The sequence below is a fragment of the Nocardia sp. NPDC051570 genome (genome assembly GCF_044454005.1).
In the GTDB taxonomy this organism is placed as follows: domain Bacteria; phylum Actinomycetota; class Actinomycetes; order Mycobacteriales; family Mycobacteriaceae; genus Nocardia.
In genome coordinates this window covers 79,118-98,407 of record NZ_JBITDI010000011.1, presented here as the reverse complement: position 1 = coordinate 98,407, position 19,290 = coordinate 79,118, and the positions used below count along the sequence as shown (strand labels likewise).

The window sequence follows — 19,290 nt, the reverse complement described above, 5'->3', positions numbered from 1 at the left end:
ACGTTGATAGGGATCTGTGGGACCCATCGCTTCCGAATGGTGGGTCCGTTACAGGCGTACCCGCTGGCCAGTGCCCAGTGGGCGGAGTGTGCGCATGCCCACACAAGATCGACATCACGCCCGCGACGTGGCCGAATCCTTCGGCGTCCACGCCGAACGCTCGCCCGCGCTATCCGCAACGGCGGCGTCACCCGGGCCGGTGCCACACCGCAGCCACCGAACCACAACGGCCACACGGCCTGTCACCGCCGCGACTGTCATAATCACCGCGTGCGAAGCTCGGCGGTGGACTATGCGGAAACCGCGGTGGCGGCGGTCCGCGACGACGCCACTGCTCGGTACGCACTCATGCGCCGCCTCTACGAGGGTCTGCCGCAACCGGGCAGTCCGCATCTGCCCTATCGGCGCGCCGCCTTGACCTTCATGAATTGGCAGCTGCGCCGCGGCCTGCTCGAGCCGACCGACGGCGCCCGGCCGGGTAGCCCGTGGTGGCGCGCGGTGAATGAGCAGCTGCTCCGCGATCTGTGCGAGGCCCGCGCGATCCACGGCGGACATCCGGGCGTCCCGTCCTCCGCGAGCGTGCTCGCGACCCTCGATTTCATCTGCCGCCCCTCCGCGCAGTCCTGGTACCGGGCGCACAACATCGGCGTCGTCTCCGCCTATCTCGAACACGAACCCCTCGCCTGGGCCGAGGGCAGGCTCGAACGGTTCTGCGTCAATCTCGTTCTGATGCGGGTCCTCTACGCCCACACGCTGGTCGCCGCGCCGCGCCTGGCACTGGGCTGGCTCGCCCCGATGGCTCCGCCCCTCGGGGACCCGCGACTGGGGATGACCGGCATCTTCCTGTCCCTGTCGCGGGTGCTCCCGGCGCAGTATCCGATCGGGGAGAACGTGGCCCGATTCGTCGAACTCGAGCACGGATTCGGTCATCTACTCGACGTGGGCGTGATCCGCCCCCGCATCGAGCACCTGTACGACTGGTCCGCGCGCGAACTGCGACTCCCCGGCCTACGCGACCTCCTGCACGACGGAATCCCTTCCTACGCTTGGGACTCCGCCGATCACGAGCCGTGGAATCCACCGCCCTCGCTACTCGCCCGCTGGGCCCTGCGGGGCCTGCGCTAGCTCCGCCTGCGGTTGATCGTCGCCGCCCTGGAGCATGAAGTTGTAGGTGGCGTAACGCGGGAAATCGGTGCCCGCGTCCTCCCAGGAGTAGTCGCGGCGGCCGATATGGGTGAGGCGGATCGAGGTATCGGCCAGGATCCGGAAACCGCTGCGATACGCGCGCTCACAGAACGCGTAATCCTCCCCCAGATACCAATGGTTCTCACCGTCGGGCTTGATCATCGGCAGGAAGTACGGGACGGTGACGCGCCCGAACTGCTTATTACAGATCGGCAGCTTCTCGTGTTCGATCATCGTCTCGTACACCACACGCTGGGTGTACAGGAAACCCGTTGCGGCATACTTGATTTCCATCAGCCCGCCGCCCTGACCGAACAGCACGTTCTTGGTGCCCGGAATCAGATGGCAGGCCAATTCGCGCACGCCCTTCTTCGGGTAGATGCCACAGACGATGGGCAGATCGTGTTCGCGCAACCGGTCCACCGAATCCGCGTCGAAGCCGATATCGGAATCGATCCACATCAGCGCGTCGAACCCGTCCAGCAGCGCATCGGTGGCCATCTGACTGCGGCCCTGATCGATGGCGGCATAACCGGATACGCCACGCACCGTATAGCCGCGTCGTTCGAGCTCGCCCAGGCCGCGGGCGCATCCGGGTTCCAGATAGCTGCCGATCGGCACGAGTACGACGCAACGGGACGGGTCCATGGTGATCGACTCTCCTAGTTTTCTGCGGTCAAACCCGCCAGTGCGATTTGATACATCGCACCGGCAAGATCGGTTTCGGTATCGATATCGAAGGCGCGCAACACCGTTTCGGCGGTGACGCTGCGGGTTTCGGCGGCATCGACCAATTCGGCGACCGCCGGAAGCGACGCGGTCTCACCCAGGACGGCGCAGACGATATCGACGACCGTCTCGGTGGTCCACAGTCCCGGAATGGCCGCGCCGATCTCCGCCGGTTCGGGTGATTCGCCGCGATACCAGCCGGTGCCGTCCCACCAGTAGCAGAACGAGAGCAGACCCGTGGCCGCACGCTGGTTCAGGATCGGGTTGGCCAGCCATTCCGGCGCTCCCGCATAGTAATTCGGCAGATCCGCGCCGTTATTGTAAGCGGCCTCGAGCGCGGGTGCGTCCCACAACCCGCCCGACAGAACCGCGCGCTGCCCGGCGAGCAGATGCAGCGTCGAGCCGCTGCCGTTGGTCGCCTCGAACAGTCCGGTCGCGCCGAGAATCCGCGGCCCGCCCTCGGAACGGACGGCGACGGCCGCCGCGGCCACGGTCGCCCAGCGCGCCCACATCAGCCGCGGATCCGGCAGGCCCACCGGCACCGCGTCCACGCCCCGGTCGCGGTCGGCGCGGGCCGCGATGACGGCCTGACGCGGCGTCCGGGACTGCCTGTCGTCGTGATGGATATACCCGGCGAGCCACACCGGCAGCCGATCCTGGGGGTAGGACTCGAGATCCTCGCGATAGGCCTGCGGTGGGAGCAGCTCGTCGCCGGTGAAAGGGATCTCGCCGTAATCGTATTCGAGCTCGACACCGTCGGATTCGGTGTAGTGCACCAGAACTCGCCACCAGGCGTGGCCGGTGAGCGGAACGGTCACCTCGCGCAGCAGCTGGGCCAGCTCTCCGGCCTGCTGGGGCACGGTGATCTGGGTGGTGTCGTCGCGTTCGTCGGTGAACACCGCCGCGGCCGCGATGGTCCGTACGGTGACCGAGAAGACCAGATCCAGACGCTGCCAGTCGGCGGGTGCGTCGGGCAGCACAACCTCGACGATGGCGCGCGCGAGATTCCGTGCGTAACTCGGGATATCGGCCGGGACCTCGGTGGGCTGCTCCACTTCGACGATCGGCTCGCGGTGCTCGGATACGACCGGGGGCGGATGCGGATCGGCGGCCGAGGCGGTGGGTTCGGCCGCCGGTGTGCCGCCGAATCCACCGAGGGTGAACATGACATCGGGCGCGGCGCCCGCGTCACCGCCCGCCGCGGGCGGATCGTCGGTCCTGGACGGGGCATCACCCGCCGTGGTCTCGGCATTGTTCATCTGGTCGGCCGTCCTCGAGCGGAGTCAGTGGCGATGGTCGTCGTCGGACACGATCGAGCGAGCCGATCTCGACATGTCGACCGGCGCGGCGTTCGGGTCGCGGTCCGGCGAATCCGGCGGACTGGACGGCGCACGGGAGTCGCCGGGGATGTGATCCTGGAAATCCACCGCGCCCGCGAGCAGATCGGAGAGTTTGGGCCAGCGCGCCCGGCGATCCACCATGGGCTGCATCATCTCTCGCATCCGGCGGGCTGCCTCCTGCGCGGCCTGCTGGGTGGCCATGGTCACCGCCGCTGCGATCTCGTCATCGGACAGATCGTCGATCTCGTCGGAGAACTCCACATCGGTGAGGATGCCGTCGGCATCCACGGTGACGACGACTCGGCCGTCGTGCAGTTCGGCCGTCGCGGTCAACTCCGCCCGCTTGCGGTGCGCCTCGGTGATATCTCCGAGCTGCGCGCGCAGGCCCTCGAGGACCGTCGCCATATCGTTCTTGAGTTGCTCGTTGCTCATGCGAACCCTTTCACAAAAGGAGCGCGGCCGGCGGCGGCGCGGTCGTCGGGTCGACCCAGAAGTCCGTATCCGGCGCGGTCGGGGCGACGAACGGATCGGGCATCAGATGTTCGAGTTTGATCTTGCGGGCCCGGACCCGGCCACTCATATAAGTGCCTTCCTCGAGTATCCGCTCGTAACGCGAACTCGCCTCGAACGCAGCCAGTTCCGCGCGGGCCCTGGCATCGTTCACGCTCGCGAGATCCAGCGCCTCGAAGGCCTGCCGCTGGTTGTCCATGCGCACCGTCGGGCGGGCGCGATCGACATTCGCGCCGTGCTGAGTGACGGTGTTGCGCGCGGCATCGACGTTCGCGCCGTGCTGGGTCACGATATTGCGGGCGTTGTCGACATTGCCGCCGTGCTGGGTCACGGTGGCGCGGGAGTTGTCCACATTCGCGCCGTGTTGGGTGACGGTGTTGCGGGAGTTGTCGACATTCGTGCCGTGTTGGGTGATGGTGTTGCGCGCGTTGTCGACATTGCCGCCCTGCCGGTTCACGGTGGCGCGGGCGTTGTCGACGTTGCCGCCGTGCTGAGTGATCGTGTTGCGCGCGTTGTCGACATTGGCACCGTGCTGGGCGATCGTCGTGCGGGCGTTGTCGACAGTGGCACCGTGTTGCGTGACGGTGTTGCGCGCGTTGTCGACGTTGGTTCCGTGCTGGGTCACGGTGTTGCGGGCGTTGTCGACATCCGCGCCGTGCTGAGTGATCGTGTTACGCGCGTTGTCGACATTGGTTCCGTGCTGGGTCACGGTATTGCGGGCGTTGTCCACATTCGCGCCGTGCTGAGTGATCGTGTTACGCGCGTTGTCGACATCCGCGCCGTGCTGATTCACGATGTTCTGGGCGTCGGCATCGTTCGGGTTGGTGCCCAACGTGTTTCGGGCATTGTCGACGGCGTCACCGTGCTGGGTCACGGTATTGCGCGCATCATCGACATTCGCACCGTGCTGGGCCACGGTATTGCGGCCGTTGTCGACATTCGCGCCATGCTGGGCGACGGTGTTGCGGGCATTGTCGACATTCGCGCCGTGCTCGGCGACGGTATTCCGCGCGTCATCGACGTTCGCGCCGTGCTGGGTCACAGTATTCCGCGCGTTATCGACGTTGCCGCCGTGCTGATTCACGGTGTTCCGCGCGTTGTCGACATTGCCGCCGTGCTGGGTCACCGTGTTACGGGCGTTGTCCACGTTCGCACCGTGCTGGGCGACGGTGTTGCGCGCGTCATCGACGTTCGCGCCGTGCTCGTTCACGGTGTTGCGGGCGTCGTCGACATTCGCGCCATGCTGGGTGACCGTGTTGCGCGCGTCATCGACGTTCGCACCATGTTGATTCACGATGTTGCGCGCGTCATCGACATTCGCGCCGTGCTGATTCACGGTGTTGCGGGCGTCGTCGACATTCGCGCCATGCTGGGTCACGGTGTTGCGCGCGTTATCGACATCGGCGCCGTGCTGAGTGACCGTATCGTGCGCCTCCTGCGCGGTCGGCGGTGGCGTGGCCTGCTGACCATGGATCTGCTCCTGGTATGCGAGGGCCTCATCGAAGTTGGTCTTCGCCTTGTCCAATGCCTCGGTCGCCTTCTTCTGCGCATCCAGCGCGCTGTCGAGCGGTCCCTGATGCTTGGCTATATCGCGATCGACGTGCCGCACAGCGCTTTCGGAACCCTCCACATTCCGTCGCTCGGTGATCACGTTGCGCTCGGCCTGCGTGAGTTGATCCTTCAGCCCCTGATTACCCGCGTTCCCAGGCTGTTTCAGCTGCTGCTTCAGATCGGCGACCTGTTGCACGGCGTCGGCGTGCGCGTTGCGGGCGTCGGTCAACTGCTGCTGCAGGGGTGCGCGTCTGGTGTCGAGCCCGTCGAGGGTGTTCTGACTCGCGTTGAGGCGTTGCTGCACAGCGGTGTTCGCGGCCTGGCGCGCGTCCAGCGCCCTGTTGAAGTCCTGACGGCGCTGATCCACCTGATGATCGGCCTGGTCCAGCTGCCGCTGCGTCGGATGCTCCGGTGGGTTCCGCTGATTCGGTGGCGTCGTGGCGTTCTGCTCCGGATTGTTGTGCGCCGGTACGGCATTGGCGACGTTGTTGAGCGAATCCTGCACGTTCGGATCGTTGCGGAAGCCGTCGAGCCTGGCCTGGGCGTCAGTGGCGTCCGTTCGCGCCTGATCCGCCTGCGCGCGGGCCTGATTCGCGATCTCCTGGCGCGTATTCGCATCGCCCGCATGGGCATTCGCGGCGTCCTGAGCGCGTTGTTCGGCGGCCTCCGCATGCTCCTCGGCGATATCCGCCTTATGGCTGGTGTTCAGCGCGTCCATCTCCGCGCGATGCCGTTGGACCTCGACAGTGCGATTGACCTGATACTCGTCCGGGCGGGGGCGGAAAGGCGTCAGATTCCGGGCCTGGCGCGCGAAGGGGTTCTGGTCCTGGCGATCCAGTCCCCGGGCCGTGGAGTAGTTGCGTTCGTGCTGATCGAGCAGATCCTTCTGCCGCTGTTCGAACGTCCGCGGAGGCGGCTGCCCCTGATTACCGCCCGCACCGTGGGCCACGTTGCCGCCGCCCGGTCCGGTGTTGCCGCCACCGGTGCCGTGGGCCGGATTGCCACCACCGCCGATGTTGCCACCGTGCTGATTCCCTCCCCCGCCGAGCTGATGCTGATTCCCGCCGCCGCCCAGATTCTGCAGTGGCACATTCAATTCCGGATGCGTGGCCGTGAACTCCGCACCCAGGCCGGGCTTTCCACCCAATTGGCCGATATGGCCGCGTTGGCCGCCGGTGATCGCACCCTGCGTGGCGCCGCCGATGAGGCCGGTACTGATGTTGTCGAGGTAGTTACCGCCCGCCACCACGGTGTACAGCACACCGCCCGCCATCCCGCTGACCACATTCGTCGCCGCGCCCGCGACCGCGCCGTTGGCCATGCCCGCCCACCCCCGGGTCGGGTCGACGCCGAAGTTCTTGAAAAGGTCACCGCCCCACTTCTGAAAGTAGACCGCCGGGAGATGGCTGGCCCACTTTCCGACCATCGACGAACCCATCGACAGGCCGATCTCCTGCACGTTGTACCCGTCGCGATGCCCCTTGGCGATCTGGATGGTCTGCACGAAGAAATCCTGGCTACCGGACCAGATGCCCACGTTCACACCGCTTTTGACCAGCCACTTGACGAATTCGTCCGGCATCACGTCGAGAACGTCGCGGGTGAACGGATTGTTCGCCCAACTCTTCGGCGCCAGGTCCAGGAAGGTCTTGCCCGGGGTGATCTTGCGAACGCCGAGGCCGATCGGATTCGCCAGCAGATCCCCTGCCTTACCAGGGATATCGGGGATGATCTTGATGAACTTGATGAACTTGCCGATGAGCTTCCCGACTCCGGGAATCGATGTCAGGAAGGTCTCCACCGCGCGGCCCATGCGCCACAGGAAGGCGCGCGTCGCGCCGATGGCGGCGGCCTCCACGGCCGGGGCCGTGGGCGGGAACAGCCAGGCCATGAAGATCTCGCCCGCGAGCAGCGCCAACGTCAGAATGACCATGAGCTTGGTCTGTTCCATCGTCGTACCCGAATTACGGGTCGACTGTCCGATCTGGTCCATCAGTTTCGCGAGCTGATCGAGGGAATGATCGCCGGTGATCAGCTTCGTCATCTCGGCGCGCACCGAATCCTGGCCCGCGCCGGAGGGATACGCGGCCAGCGTCTCGTTCATGACGGTTTCGATTTCGGCGACGAGGTCGTGCAGCGCCTTCGCGGCGGCTTTCCATTCGTCACCCATGGCGAACATCTTGTCCTCGTCGCCATCGGGCCATTCGGCGCCGCCGATATAGGACAGCCAGCGCAGTTCGGGGGGTAGGTAGAGGGACATAGCGAATCGCGTACTTTCTGCTATGCGCCCGGGGTGTCGGCTTTCCGCAGTTCGCCGGCACCGTCGATCATGCCCTGTCCGAACTGCTGCAACGATTTCACCGTTTCGTCAGCGCCGGAAAGCAGTTCGGTTCGAGACTCGAGATAGCCGTCATCACCGTCGGCGAATCCCTTCCCGAACTTGTCGTTACCCCACGTCTCCGTACCGGCCGCGCCCACGGAACTCTTCAACTTACCGACGATACCGTCCATCTTGTCGCGCACCGAAAGCATATGATGCCCGGCATTTTCCAGTTTGGTCGGATCGACTTCAATCGGTTGCGTCATTGCAACTCCTCGGGTTCACGCAGGCTTGCGGGTATATCGCTCGGCATCATCGTCAGTGGCACCGATGCGCCGGGACCCGTGATGCCCACGTCCTTGGCCATGACCGGAATCTCGGTATCCCGCTCCAGCAATGGCCACATCAGGGCGCGGCCCTTTCTGGTGACCTCGCGCGCAGCGGCGCGCACGGCGATCGGAAGCGCCTCGGCGACTTCGGCATACGAGAGGTCGCCGATATCGGCGGAGAACTTCGTCTCGATGAGCAGACCATCGGCATTCACGGTAACCTTGATCCGCTTGTCGCAGGCCAATGCGGTGGCGGTCAGCAACTTTCGCCGACTTTCGAGTGCCGCGATTTCACGCTGCTGTTCCTCGACGTCCTCCGGAGTCCTCGCGGAGGATCGTGCCCTGTCTTCTACCATAGCGAATCCTCCTCTCGCCCTATACATGTCAGCGTGACCCGACGGACGGGCGGCGCAGCGCAGGTCACCTGGAACGCAGGTTACCGCAACATGTCCGGTACCGCGTACCATGTGCGAACAACGATCCAACAATGTGCCAGAAAAGGTCCGGAGACCGGCAACGATGGGTTAACTTCCGGCGTGCGGGAGGGTCGGTGTGGGTCTAACATTTGGGCGTGGAGGTTGCCGATGAGCAATGAGCGATTGAAGGCCGATGCCGCGATGATGATGGAGGCATTGTCCGAGCAAATGTCTGGCATCGCCGAGATTCAACGTAATCGGGCTCGCCTCACGGCCACCGTCAGCGCCTGTGACAAGCGGATATTCGTCACCGTCAATGCCGATGGCATTCTCATCGAGACGAAGTTCGCCGACGATGTCAAGGACCTCAGCTACGAAGAGATCGCAGTGGCGATGACCCAATCGGTCCAGGCGGCCGCCCAGAAGGTCCAGGGGATGGCGCGGGAACTCATGGAACCGCTGCGTGAACGCAAGGCCCGGCTGCCGCGTCTGTCGGAAATGTTGGAGGGCGCACCGGATCTGGGCTCTATGATGCCCACCGTGCCGCCGGTCTCCACCGCGCCGCCGGGTTCGCGCGTGCGTCATCACGACGAGCCGGCGCCGGCGTACGAGAATGTGGAGGACTTCCGATCTCGGCGCTCGATGATCAATGACACCGACCGGTAGGTGCTGGTTGAACCGCTATGGGACTCTATCTGCCGCCCGAATTGGCTTGGTTGGGCTATGTCGCGGGCACCGAATGGCCCGAGGGTGACGAAACCGTAATCCGCGAGGTATCGCGGGCGTGGAAGGACGCCGCCAGCGGGCTGCGCGCGGTCATTCCGGATGTCGAGACCGCCAAGAATATGGCCGTCCATGCCTATAGTTCCGGAGACGGTTCCAAGAGTATCGGCTCCATGTTCGACGGCATTCTGACCGGCGATCAATCCTTGGATTCCCTTGCCACATTCATGGATTCGGTCGGCGATGCGGCCTTCGATATGGCGACTCAGGTCGAAGCGGCGAAGCTGATGGTCATCATTTCGCTGATCGCCCTGGCCATCGAGATCTTCTGGGCCTGGATGTTCCCACCGACCGCACCGGCGGTCGAGGCCGCCGCCGTGGGCACCACGCAGGCGATCGTCCGATTCATGGCGAGATTCATCGAGGACAAGATCGTCGGACAGGTGCTGCGCGTCTTCGGTGAGAAGTTCGCCAATCTGGCCAAGGGCTGGGTGGCCAAGATCTTCGAGGCGGCGCTGATCTCCGCCGGTATCGATGCGGGCGTACAGCTGGGCCAGATGGCGGGGGGCACGCGGAAGAGCTTCGACGCCAAGGAGTTCGGCGCGGCCGTACTGGGTGGCGCCGCCGCGGCCGGGGCCGGGAAGTTCATCGGTGACTTCCTCGGCAAGGGAACCGGGAAGTTGTTCGGCGATATGACCAACCCGTGGATCCGCACGGGGAACGGCATAGTCATCGGCGCGGTGGGTGGCGCATTCGGCAATGTCGCGGCGAATGTGGCCGCGGGTGTCGTCACGGGCGATTTCACCGAGGGTCTCACCAGTCCGCACGGCTGGGTGGGCAGCGCGGCAGGCGGCGGTATCGGTGGTGGTATCCGGGGATTCCGAGGCCATATCGAATTCCCCGGGGGGAACAAGAACTTCGAGATCGGGTCGTTCGATCCGGAAGGTGGCGGCGGCCGAGGTTTCGGTCTCCCGGACGGACATGGGTTCCCCTCCGGGTCGGGGGACCATTCGCCCTCGACGACCCCGACCGGATTCCTGGGCGAGGACAACACATTCAACCCGCGCGGCTCCGGCGGCGGCCCATTGTCCCTGCCCGACGGTGAGCATTCCGGCGGCGGCAATCGGACCTTCCCCGCCGGGAATTCGACGGGCGGCGGTCGAGACTTCACCGGCTCGAACGATGCCCGGGCCAATGGCGGGCAATCGCCCACCGGCGAGGGTTCGGCGAATGGCGGACACCAGCCGCCGGTGGATTCGAAGACGGCGGGCGGCGGTCAGAAGTCCTCGCCGACCGGGAATTCGCCCGAGGGACAGGGGAATTCGCCGGAGGGTGCCAATCGGACCGTCCCCGCGTCCGGATCGACCGGCAATGGCGGCAATCAGACGTCCTCGCCTATCAAGGGTTCGGCCGGCGGAGACGAGCAGCAGTCCACGCCCATCACCACTTCGGGCGGTGGGGACGGGCAGAAGTCTTCGCCCGTAGACAGTTCCACCGGTGGTGGCCAGAAGTCCTCGCCCATCGACAGTTCGAGTGGTGGTGGCCAGAAGTCCTCGCCGATCGACAGCTCCAGCAGCGGCCAGAAATCCACGCCGATCGACAGTTCGACTGGCGGCGGCCAAAAGGCCACGCCCATCGACAGCTCCAGCAGCGGCCAAAAGTCCACGCCGATCGACAGTTCGAGTAGTGGCAGCCAGAAGTCCACGCCCATCGACAGTTCCACCGGTGGCAGCGAGAAATCCACGCCGATCGACAGCTCCGCCGGAGGACAGCGATCCTCCCTGCCCTCCGGCGGAGACCAGAAGCCCGTTACATCCGGAGTCTCGGCGAACAGCACCGGCGACGGCGCCGCGCCGCGCCCGCCCGTGCGCACCGGGAGCGATGCGAGCACATCCTCGTCGAGCACCGACGAATCACCCCGTCCCGCAGGCCAATCGGGACCGCGTCCCGTCTCGGCCGGAGCCGGAGATCAGAGCGGCCGTCCGGGATCGACAGACAGCTCGACGACGAATACCGGTGGCAACCGGCAGGGTTCGGGCGGCACACCCTCCCGAGCGTCGAGCGACACCAATTCCGGAATACGCAATCCGGTATCGGCCTCCTCGACGGACTCGGCGAACGACAGCAGATCCGCGCCGACGACGAATACTCGTACCCCGGTGAGCAATCCGGGCGACGGATCGGCCCCGGCGTCGAACAGGCCCACCGCGAGCCCGACGCCGGGCGGCACCGGCGGCCGGTCCGGGGCCTCCGGTGGCAGTTCGTCACCGCAGGCCGACAACCAGTTGGCCCCGTACGGATCTCGCGCACACGGCGGTAGCGGCTCGGATACCGCAGGCCCGCACGCGGGTGCGGACGTGCACGACGACAGTGGATTCGGCGGATCCGCGGGCACGAGCCGTGGGTCACGCGGCGACGGCGATCACGGACCGGGCTGGAAGCGCAACCGCGACGGCACCTTCACCATTCGGCTCGACGACGGCACGGAGGTCCGGGTCCAGGACGGCATCGTATTCGTCGGTGTACCGGGCGCGCACGACGGCGGCGGGGCCGCGACCCCGCACACCTTCCGGCCCGACGGATCGGTGAAGTTCACCGGCTCGAACGGTTCGACCGTCACGGTGAAACCCGATGGCGGATACGAATATCGGTCGTCGGACGGCGCGAAGACGTCCTATCAGCCCGACGGCACCAAGGTCGAATCCGGACCGGGCCGCCCCACGGTGGTCACCACGCCGGACGGCACCGTGCACACGGTGCCGACCGATCGGCAGAGCTGGGTCGGCCACGACGACGGCGGCTTCACGGTCGTCTCGCAGGACGGCACCCACCACACGGTCGACTCCGACGGAAACATCACGGTCATCCGCCCCGGCGACGACCATGGGATCAAGTTCTCCCCCGACACCACATCGGTCGAATTCGTCGACGCCGACGGCAATCCCACCGGAACCACCGCCGGTAAGGCGGGCAACGGCGCCGGTCGGTTCGGCGAACAGACCTTCGGCCGCCCGGATCGGACCTCGACCACGATCCGGTCCGACGGCACGGTGGTCACCCGCGGGCCCGATGGTTCGTCCACCACCGTGAAGTCCGGCGGCACAACGGAATTCGCCGGACCCGACGGGCATACGACCAAGCACGACCCGGGCGGCACGAAGATCGAATTCGGGCCGGACCGGCCCACCGTGGTCACCCACCCCGACGGCGCCAGCCATACGGTGCCGACCGATCGGGGATCGTGGAACAAGAACGCGGACAACCAGCTGCTGATCGGCTCTCCGGACGGCACAATGCATTTCATCGAACCCGAGGGCGGCAAGGTGCGGGTGGGCCGCGGTGTCGACGACCCCCAGCGTTTCACCGTCGACACCGAGAATCACTCCGTCGAATTCGACGGCCCCGACGGCACGACGGTCAAGGTCGAGGTCGGATCCGACGGTTCGGTCAAGACCACGGGCTCCGACGGCGCCACGGTCACTGTCGAACCCGACGGCTCGGCGAACTTCGTCGCCGGGGACGGTTCGAAGACCGGATTCGGTTCCGGGGGTAAGGAATCGGGCTCGAAGTCGAACTGGAAGGACAGCGGGGCGAACTGGCACAAGGACGGCGACGACGTCCACATCACCGCGCCGGACGGCACGCACTTCACGGTCGACGGCGATAAGAAGATCCACCTCGGCCACCCCGATGATCCCGAGCACCTGATCACGGTCGATTCCGATCATTCGATCCACCTCAGTCGACCCGACTGGACCTCGCACAGCATCGCGCCCGACGGCTCGGTGCGGACCACAGCGCCCGACGGGACCGTCACCACCGTCAAACCCGATGGCACAACGAGTTTCGAACAACCGAGCGGCGACGTCACGGTGTCCAAGTCCAGCGGCACCGTGCTGCAGACCGGATCGGACAAACCCACGACGGTGTCCGGCCACGACGGCACCGAGCAGACCCTCACCCACGACGGCTCGGTCATGGTCAAGGGCCCCGACGGCACCGTCCACACGTTCAACGATCCGGGCAACCCGCTGGGCGGGCGGAACACCACCTATCCGGACGGGTCCACGACCGCGGTCCACAAGGCGCCCGACGGCATGGGCTTCATCGACCGGCTCACCGAGCGACCGCCCGGGATCAGCCTGGGCCGACCCGACGGCACCGCACTGGAGGTGACTGCCAAGGGCACCATCACGGTCACCGATCCGGGCGGCACCACCTATGAGAAGAACGCCAAGGGCGCGGTGCGGGTGACCGGGCCCGGGAAGGATCCCGGCGGCGACAGGTCCCCGATCGAATCCCAGGGTGGCACCGTGAAACTATCCAACGGCGCCACCCTGGAGAACACCCCCGACGGCTTCAAGGTCTTCCACAGCGATTCGGTATCGGAGGCCGGTCACGGCGGGGTGAAATTCACCGACCAGCAAGGGATTACGCGTGAGACGCGACCCGACGGGATGATCGGGGTCGGCAAGCCGGACGGCTCGATCCAGGAGATCCGCTCCGACGGTTCCGTGCGGGTGACCGACAAGGACGGGACATCGGAGGGCAGTCGCCCCGACGGTACGACATGGACCGTCGACGACAAGGGGAAGGTGCACGTCAACGATCCCGACGGGACCCAGCACGAGCCGGTCGACCGGGACAGCCCGAACATCCGCGGCCGCGATCTGGTCGGCAACCTCCCCCCGCATCTGCCGCATTATCCGAAACCACCGGATCCGGCGTTCTACCAGGCGCCCATCGCGCCCGCGGCGCTACAGTTCATGCCGATGCCCGATCTGCCCCAGCCGCCACCGGATTGGACTCCGCCGCCGAACAATTGGACCCCGCCGCCCACTTGGACTCCGCCACCGTTCACTTGGACGCCACCGCCCTATCAGTTCGCTCCGCCGTGGTCGAACAACTGGGGCCACTACTCCCCCGTACCGCCGGATCTGAGCGCACTGACCGCGCGGCAGCTGGCGGGGCTCTCGGCGCTGTCGAACCTGCGCGTGCCGAATCTGCCCGGGCTGTCCCACCTTTCGGCGCAGCTGTCCGGATTATCGAACCTGTCGAATCTGCCCGGGATGCCGAACCTGAGCGCACTGTCGAACCTGTCGGCCGCGCAGCTGGCGGGCCTGTCGGCGCTGTCGAACCTGACCGGACCGAATCTGACTGGACTGTCGAACCTTTCGGCCGCGCAGCTGGCGGGCCTGTCGAATCTGCCCGGCCTGTCGAATCTGCTGGGCGGGCTGTCGAATCTGTCGCCGCAGCAGCTGTCGGCTCTGCTGGGCGGCTCGGGTGCGGCTGAGCTGCAGGGGCTTTCGGATCTGCTGTCGGCATTGAACAGTCTGCCGGGCGGGGGCGGGCTCGCGGGCCTGTCGGGCCTGGGCGGGCTGCTGTCGGGTCTCAACGGCCTCTCGGGTGCGGGGGGCCTGTCGGGCCTGGGTGACCTGTCCGGGCTGTCGGGCCTGTCGAATCTGTTGAACCCGGTGCTGTCCGCCGCGAATCCCGCGCTGTCGTCGCTGCTCAACGCCCTCGGCATACCGAACGGGCTGGAGTCGCTGTCCGCGCCGGGAATGCTGGACGGGCTGGCGCAGAGCGGGCCGGGGGCGATGAATGGGCTTGGCGCGGGCTCGGATTCGGGTGCACCGTCGGGCCACGACCGGAGCGGAGCCCCGGGCTCCCAGACGCCGGGCAACTCCGGCAGTGCCGACTCCTCGGGCAACTCCGGGGGTTCCGGCTCCTCGGACGGTTCCGGTGGCTCCGCAACATCGGGCGGCTCCGGCAGTTCGGGAACGTCCGAGAGCGACGGTCGCGGCGGCCCGAACGTGCCGTACAGCCAATCACCCGAACAGCTGTCCACATCCGGTGACTCCGGAGATACTCTGTCGTCCAATGGATTCGATGGATCGCCCGATTCGACGGGAGCCCAGGATCCGGCGTTGCCCAATCCCCCGGCGGCGCAGGACCAGGCCGCGCAGAACGCCGCGAGCTCCCCGGGCTCAAGCGGTGCCCCCGCCTCGCCCGGCGGCGGCGCACCCGGCGGCCGGTCCCAGACCGAGGCCGAGAAGCGGCAGGAACGTAAGAAGGACCGCAAGAAGGACGACCGGAAACGGCGCAAGCCGCCGAAGGCGGTGGTGCTACCCGCCGAGGGCGAGCAGGAACCCGAGCCCAATGCGCCCCAGGCCGATGTGGACGTCATGTTCACGCTGGGAGAATCCCTTGGCGCCCAGGCACGCTCGCGGGACAAGCCGACACCGCCACCCCAGACGGCGGTGCCCGGAACCGATCCGGCCGCACCCGACCGCTGACGAAGACTCGACCGAATGCAATGACGTGATGAGGAGTGGAAAACAATGGCTGATGGGAGCGGCTCCGGCAGCGGAAGCGGGAGCGGGACAGGCGCCGGTGGGCCTTCGGACACCTCTCCCCTGGATCTGTCGGACTGGACGAACCTCAGCGACCAGGCCACCAATGGCGGTCTGAATCTCAATCAGAACCTCACCGCCGTCGACTCGGTATTCACCGACAGTGCGAATGCCATCCAGGAGCTCATCAAGCAGCTGGACTACTACCGCAAGTACGTCACCGACAACCAGCTCAACGCGATCAAGCCGCTCTCGAACGAGTTGGGCGGCACCGAACTGACCAATGTCTTCAACCGCAAGGGCACCGACATCGTCAACGGGATCGACAACATGCAGCGGATCCTCCAGAAGATGGAGGATGCGTTCATCACGGCGCTGAAGAAGTACCGCGACGCCGAACAGAAGTCGGTCGATGATCTGAACAGCATCCACAACAACGGCGTGAAGAACGATCCGGGCAGCCGCAATCCACCCGGCGCCTCGAACTTCGGGCCGAGCAACAACAACAGCATGCCGAGTGATCCGACGGCGCCCAGTAACAAGGACAACAACATCTCGGTGTCGATCACCGATGCCAGCGCCTGGGGTTTCGACGGTTTCTACAACTTCGGTCGTTCGATGATCGGCAGCGACTGGAACACCAATATCGCGGGCACCCGCTACCAGTGGATGGCCACCCAGATGGCCGCCGACATCTCGAACGTGACCAACCAGCTGTCGCGGATCTCCGACGATATGTGGAGCGGCACCGGTAAGGATCAGGCCGTCAAGGCGGTGAAACGCTTCGAGGACGGTTCGAAGGCCTTCGGCGACAGCATCAATGCGCTGGCCTCGGTGCTGAACTACACCTCCTCGTGGCTGAAGTACACCTTCGACGGCATGCCCGCCTACACCTACGACGATTTCCGCCACGGCCGCGGCGAACCGCATGTGGCGTATGTGGACTGCACGCTGCAGAAGTGGCGCGGCTGGTATCTCGATCGATACAACGATCGGTATGTGAAGGGCATCAAGGCTTCCATCCAGGCGTTCCCGATGATCACCGTGCTCGGCTCGGGCACCGGAAACGCCAGTTCGAGCGGCAGCGGCTCGGGTAGTGGCAGTGGCTCGGGTAGCGGTTCGGGCAGTGGCTCCGGTTCCGGTAGCGGCAGCGGCTCGGGTAGCGATTCCGGTTCAGGCAGTGATTCGGGTAGCGGCAGTGGATCCGGTTCGGGCAGCGGGAGCGGCTCCGGCAGTGGCTCCGGAAGTGGCAGCGGGACCGACAGCGGCAGCGGCTCGAACAGCGGAAGTGGTTCTGGCGGTGGCGGTGGCAGCAGCCAAGGCGGCGGGGGCGGCGGGGGCGGCAGCTACGGCGGCGGGAGCGGCTACGGGGGTGGCGGCAGCGATTCCGGCGGCGGCGGTGGCGGGAGCAGCCAAGGCGGCGGTGGGAGCAGTCAGGGCGGCGGTAGCGGCAGCGGTGGCGGTGGCGGCGGCCCCAACATCCCGAACATCCCGAGCGATTCGGGCAGCGGCGGCTACTCCGGTGGCGGCGGCTCCAGCATCGGCGCCGGAATGCCCGGCGGCAGTGGGTCTTACGGCGACGGGTCCTATGGCGGATCCGCCTCGACGGGTTCGGGCTATCCCGGTTACGGCTCCACCAGCGATTCGGGCTCGGGCGGCGGCTCAGGGTCCGGATCGGGCTATGCAACGGGCTATGCGAAGGGCTATTCCGACGGTCTCTCGGCCGCCTCATCGATACTCGGCGGCGGCAGTGGCGGCAACAGTGGACTCAGCGGGTCCACCTCGCCGTTCGGTTCGAGTTCGGGGTCGGGCAGCGGAACCTCGCCCTTCTCGCCCAAGGGATCGGGCCAGGGTTCGGGTTCCGGATCGGGTCTCGATTCGATCCTCAGCTCGCTGCTCGGCTCCGGCAGCGGTTCCGGCCTCGATTCGATCCTCAGCTCGCTGTTCGGTTCCGGCAGTGGTTCGGGCCTCGGGTCGATACTCGGTTCACTGCTCGGCTCCGGCAGCGGTTCGGGCCTCGGCGCGCTGATCGGTTCGCTACTCGGACAAGGCGCGTCGGGCCTGTCCGGTCTCGAACAACTCCTCGGACCGAATGGCATGTCCGGCCTGGATCAGCTGCTGCACAATGCCGGTCTGCCCGGTATCGATCAGCTCCTGGGCTCCGGCTCCGGACTCGGCACCGATTTCCTGAGCAAACTCGGCTCGGACTTCGGTGCGCTCGGCGGGGATCTGTCCACCGCGGGCGGCGCGCTCGGCGGGCCGCTGGGCGCGGCGTTGAGCGGCGCGGGCGCGGGATTGGTCGGCGCGGGCTCGATGCTGTCCAATCCCGTGACCCAGCAGGAGGTTTCGCGGCTGTTCCCGCGGGCGAGCCTGCCGCAGAGCTTCGACGGGAGCAGGAGCATGGTCGATCCGGCCACTGGCGGCAGCGGTGGTGCGCCGATGGGCGGTGCGCCCATGGGTGGTGCGCCGGGCGGGGCCGCCAACGCGGGCGCCGGCAAGGAATACAAGCGGCCCAAGTTCCTCGACAACACAAGTAATCTCGACGAGGTCCTCGACGACGGGATCGATAAGGTGAGGCCGGTGATCGAGCCGTGACGCTTTCGTGGGAATTCACCGGGCTGGAGTTCCAGGTGCTGTGCGAACGGTTTCGGGAGGGCGCCATGCCGACCCCACTGTTCTATACGCTCGACGAACCCATGACGCTCGACGAATCCGCCCGGTTGAAGCAGACGACCTGGCTGGAGTTGCGGGCGAAATGGGATCCCCTGTGGGACTCCATGATCGAGGTCATGTGCGCCCCCGACCTGTTCATCCGGCTGCGCGGCTGGGACGAGCAGGATATGGAGAACGGGAGCAAACGCCTCTACATGCACTTCGCCCGCAGCGGTGCGCAGGCGTTCCGATTCTCGCAGAAACCCGGAAAGTCGTTCTGGCATACCGACGGCTTCACCGTGACCGAATGCGATCCGCGCGGCCTGGCCGCGGCGGTGGTCCGGTCGCTGCCCGCGGTGGAGGCCGGGCGGATCTCGAGCGTTCCGGTGGTCACCGATCCGCAGGCGTACGTCGGACATGGCGGCGGCAGCATGTTCCGCGACGACGATGACGACGACGCGCCCGCGGCCCGATCGAGCAAGTTCTGGCAGACGCGCGCGACGCTGACCGGGACGGTCCTCATCGCGCAGGGCCGTTCGAAATACGGTCCGCGCGGAATTCACGAAACGAAGATGCTGTGGCGCGATGTGGTCGGCGACGGCCGCTACGTGATGGCGATGGACGATGCGCCGGTGGCCATGGCCACCGGACCGACCCGGTTCGCCGAACGCATTCAGGCCGATATCAACAACCTCATGCAGCGGCTCGACACGCATTGGGAGGCAGGCGTCGAGGGCGGCTACGACGACGACCGATACTGAGAGAAGGAGATTGCGATGGGCGAGGACAAGGTCGAGGTCGACACCGCACAACTGCGCAACGCCGCGGGCAAGGTCGACGATGTGGCCGTGCGCGTGTGGAATACGGTGAAGGGCCTGGAGAACACCCTGAACGAGAAGGGCTATCCGTTCGGGCACGACAACTACGGCAAGAAGTTCACCGACGGTGATTCGGGTTATGAGAAGTCGAGCCACAACCTGATGGACGGCGCGGAGAATATGACCCGATCGCTCAACCAGTTCCGCGACAGCATGCGCGACGCCGCACAGAAGATGGACGATATGGACAAATGACTTCTCTTAGGACCGATCCGCGGCCGAAGTGGCACCGGATACCGGATGGCCCTGACCCATCGGCATAACCTACGACGAACTTACGAGCGAGACCATTATGGTGAGCCCG

At 66.2% G+C, this 19,290-nt stretch carries 12 protein-coding genes; 6 read left to right on the top strand and 6 right to left on the bottom strand.

The annotated features are described in order from the left end of the window. Positions 1–270 precede the first annotated feature (270 nt). Positions 271–1,125: a hypothetical protein gene (locus ACIA76_RS26585; RefSeq protein ID WP_397155228.1), complete on the top strand. Its 855-nt coding sequence runs from the start codon at positions 271–273 to the stop codon at positions 1,123–1,125. Here the strand turns inward: ACIA76_RS26585 and ACIA76_RS26580 are convergent. Genes ACIA76_RS26580 through ACIA76_RS26555 form a run of 6 tightly spaced genes read right to left on the bottom strand, consistent with a single transcriptional unit; the run spans position 1,090 to position 8,320 of the window. After that, on the bottom strand, positions 1,090–1,833 hold the full coding sequence (locus ACIA76_RS26580) for a hypothetical protein (RefSeq protein ID WP_397155226.1): 744 nt from the start codon (positions 1,831–1,833) through the stop codon (positions 1,090–1,092). The two genes, ACIA76_RS26585 and ACIA76_RS26580, sit on opposite strands and share 36 nt — an antisense overlap. Positions 1,834–1,847: 14 nt before the next feature. Next, positions 1,848–3,173, bottom strand: coding sequence for a hypothetical protein (locus ACIA76_RS26575; RefSeq protein WP_397155224.1), 1,326 nt, complete (start codon positions 3,171–3,173; stop codon positions 1,848–1,850). A gap of 24 nt (positions 3,174–3,197) precedes the next feature. Continuing rightward, positions 3,198–3,686 (bottom strand): YbaB/EbfC family nucleoid-associated protein, encoded by a 489-nt coding sequence (locus tag ACIA76_RS26570; protein WP_397155222.1) that lies wholly within the window; start codon positions 3,684–3,686, stop codon positions 3,198–3,200. A 10-nt stretch (positions 3,687–3,696) separates the two neighbouring features. Further along, complete coding sequence (locus tag ACIA76_RS26565) at positions 3,697–7,575, bottom strand: hypothetical protein (RefSeq protein WP_397155220.1); 3,879 nt, start codon at positions 7,573–7,575, stop codon at positions 3,697–3,699. A gap of 20 nt (positions 7,576–7,595) precedes the next feature. After that, a complete protein-coding gene (locus ACIA76_RS26560) occupies positions 7,596–7,901 on the bottom strand; it encodes a hypothetical protein (protein ID WP_397155218.1) in 306 nt (101 codons plus the stop codon). Then, on the bottom strand, positions 7,898–8,320 hold the full coding sequence (locus ACIA76_RS26555) for a YbaB/EbfC family nucleoid-associated protein (protein ID WP_397155216.1): 423 nt from the start codon (positions 8,318–8,320) through the stop codon (positions 7,898–7,900). Before ACIA76_RS26555 ends, ACIA76_RS26560 begins: the two co-directional genes overlap by 4 nt. A 228-nt stretch (positions 8,321–8,548) precedes the next feature. Between ACIA76_RS26555 and ACIA76_RS26550 the strand changes: the two genes are divergently transcribed. The 5 genes from ACIA76_RS26550 to ACIA76_RS26530 are packed head-to-tail and all read left to right on the top strand — an operon-like array spanning position 8,549 to position 19,181. Continuing rightward, positions 8,549–9,046: a YbaB/EbfC family nucleoid-associated protein gene (locus tag ACIA76_RS26550; protein ID WP_397155214.1), complete on the top strand. Its 498-nt coding sequence runs from the start codon at positions 8,549–8,551 to the stop codon at positions 9,044–9,046. A 17-nt stretch (positions 9,047–9,063) separates the two neighbouring features. Then, positions 9,064–15,399, top strand: coding sequence for a hypothetical protein (locus tag ACIA76_RS26545; RefSeq protein WP_397155212.1), 6,336 nt, complete (start codon positions 9,064–9,066; stop codon positions 15,397–15,399). 45 nt (positions 15,400–15,444) lie between these two features. Further along, complete coding sequence (locus ACIA76_RS26540; protein ID WP_397155210.1) at positions 15,445–18,051, top strand: hypothetical protein; 2,607 nt, start codon at positions 15,445–15,447, stop codon at positions 18,049–18,051. Next, entirely contained in the window at positions 18,048–18,869 is an 822-nt protein-coding gene (locus ACIA76_RS26535) for an ESX secretion-associated protein EspG (RefSeq protein ID WP_397155208.1), read from the top strand. Before ACIA76_RS26540 ends, ACIA76_RS26535 begins: the two co-directional genes overlap by 4 nt. 15 nt (positions 18,870–18,884) lie before the next feature. Next, entirely contained in the window at positions 18,885–19,181 is a 297-nt protein-coding gene (locus tag ACIA76_RS26530; RefSeq protein WP_397155206.1) for a hypothetical protein, read from the top strand. Positions 19,182–19,290 lie beyond the last annotated feature (109 nt).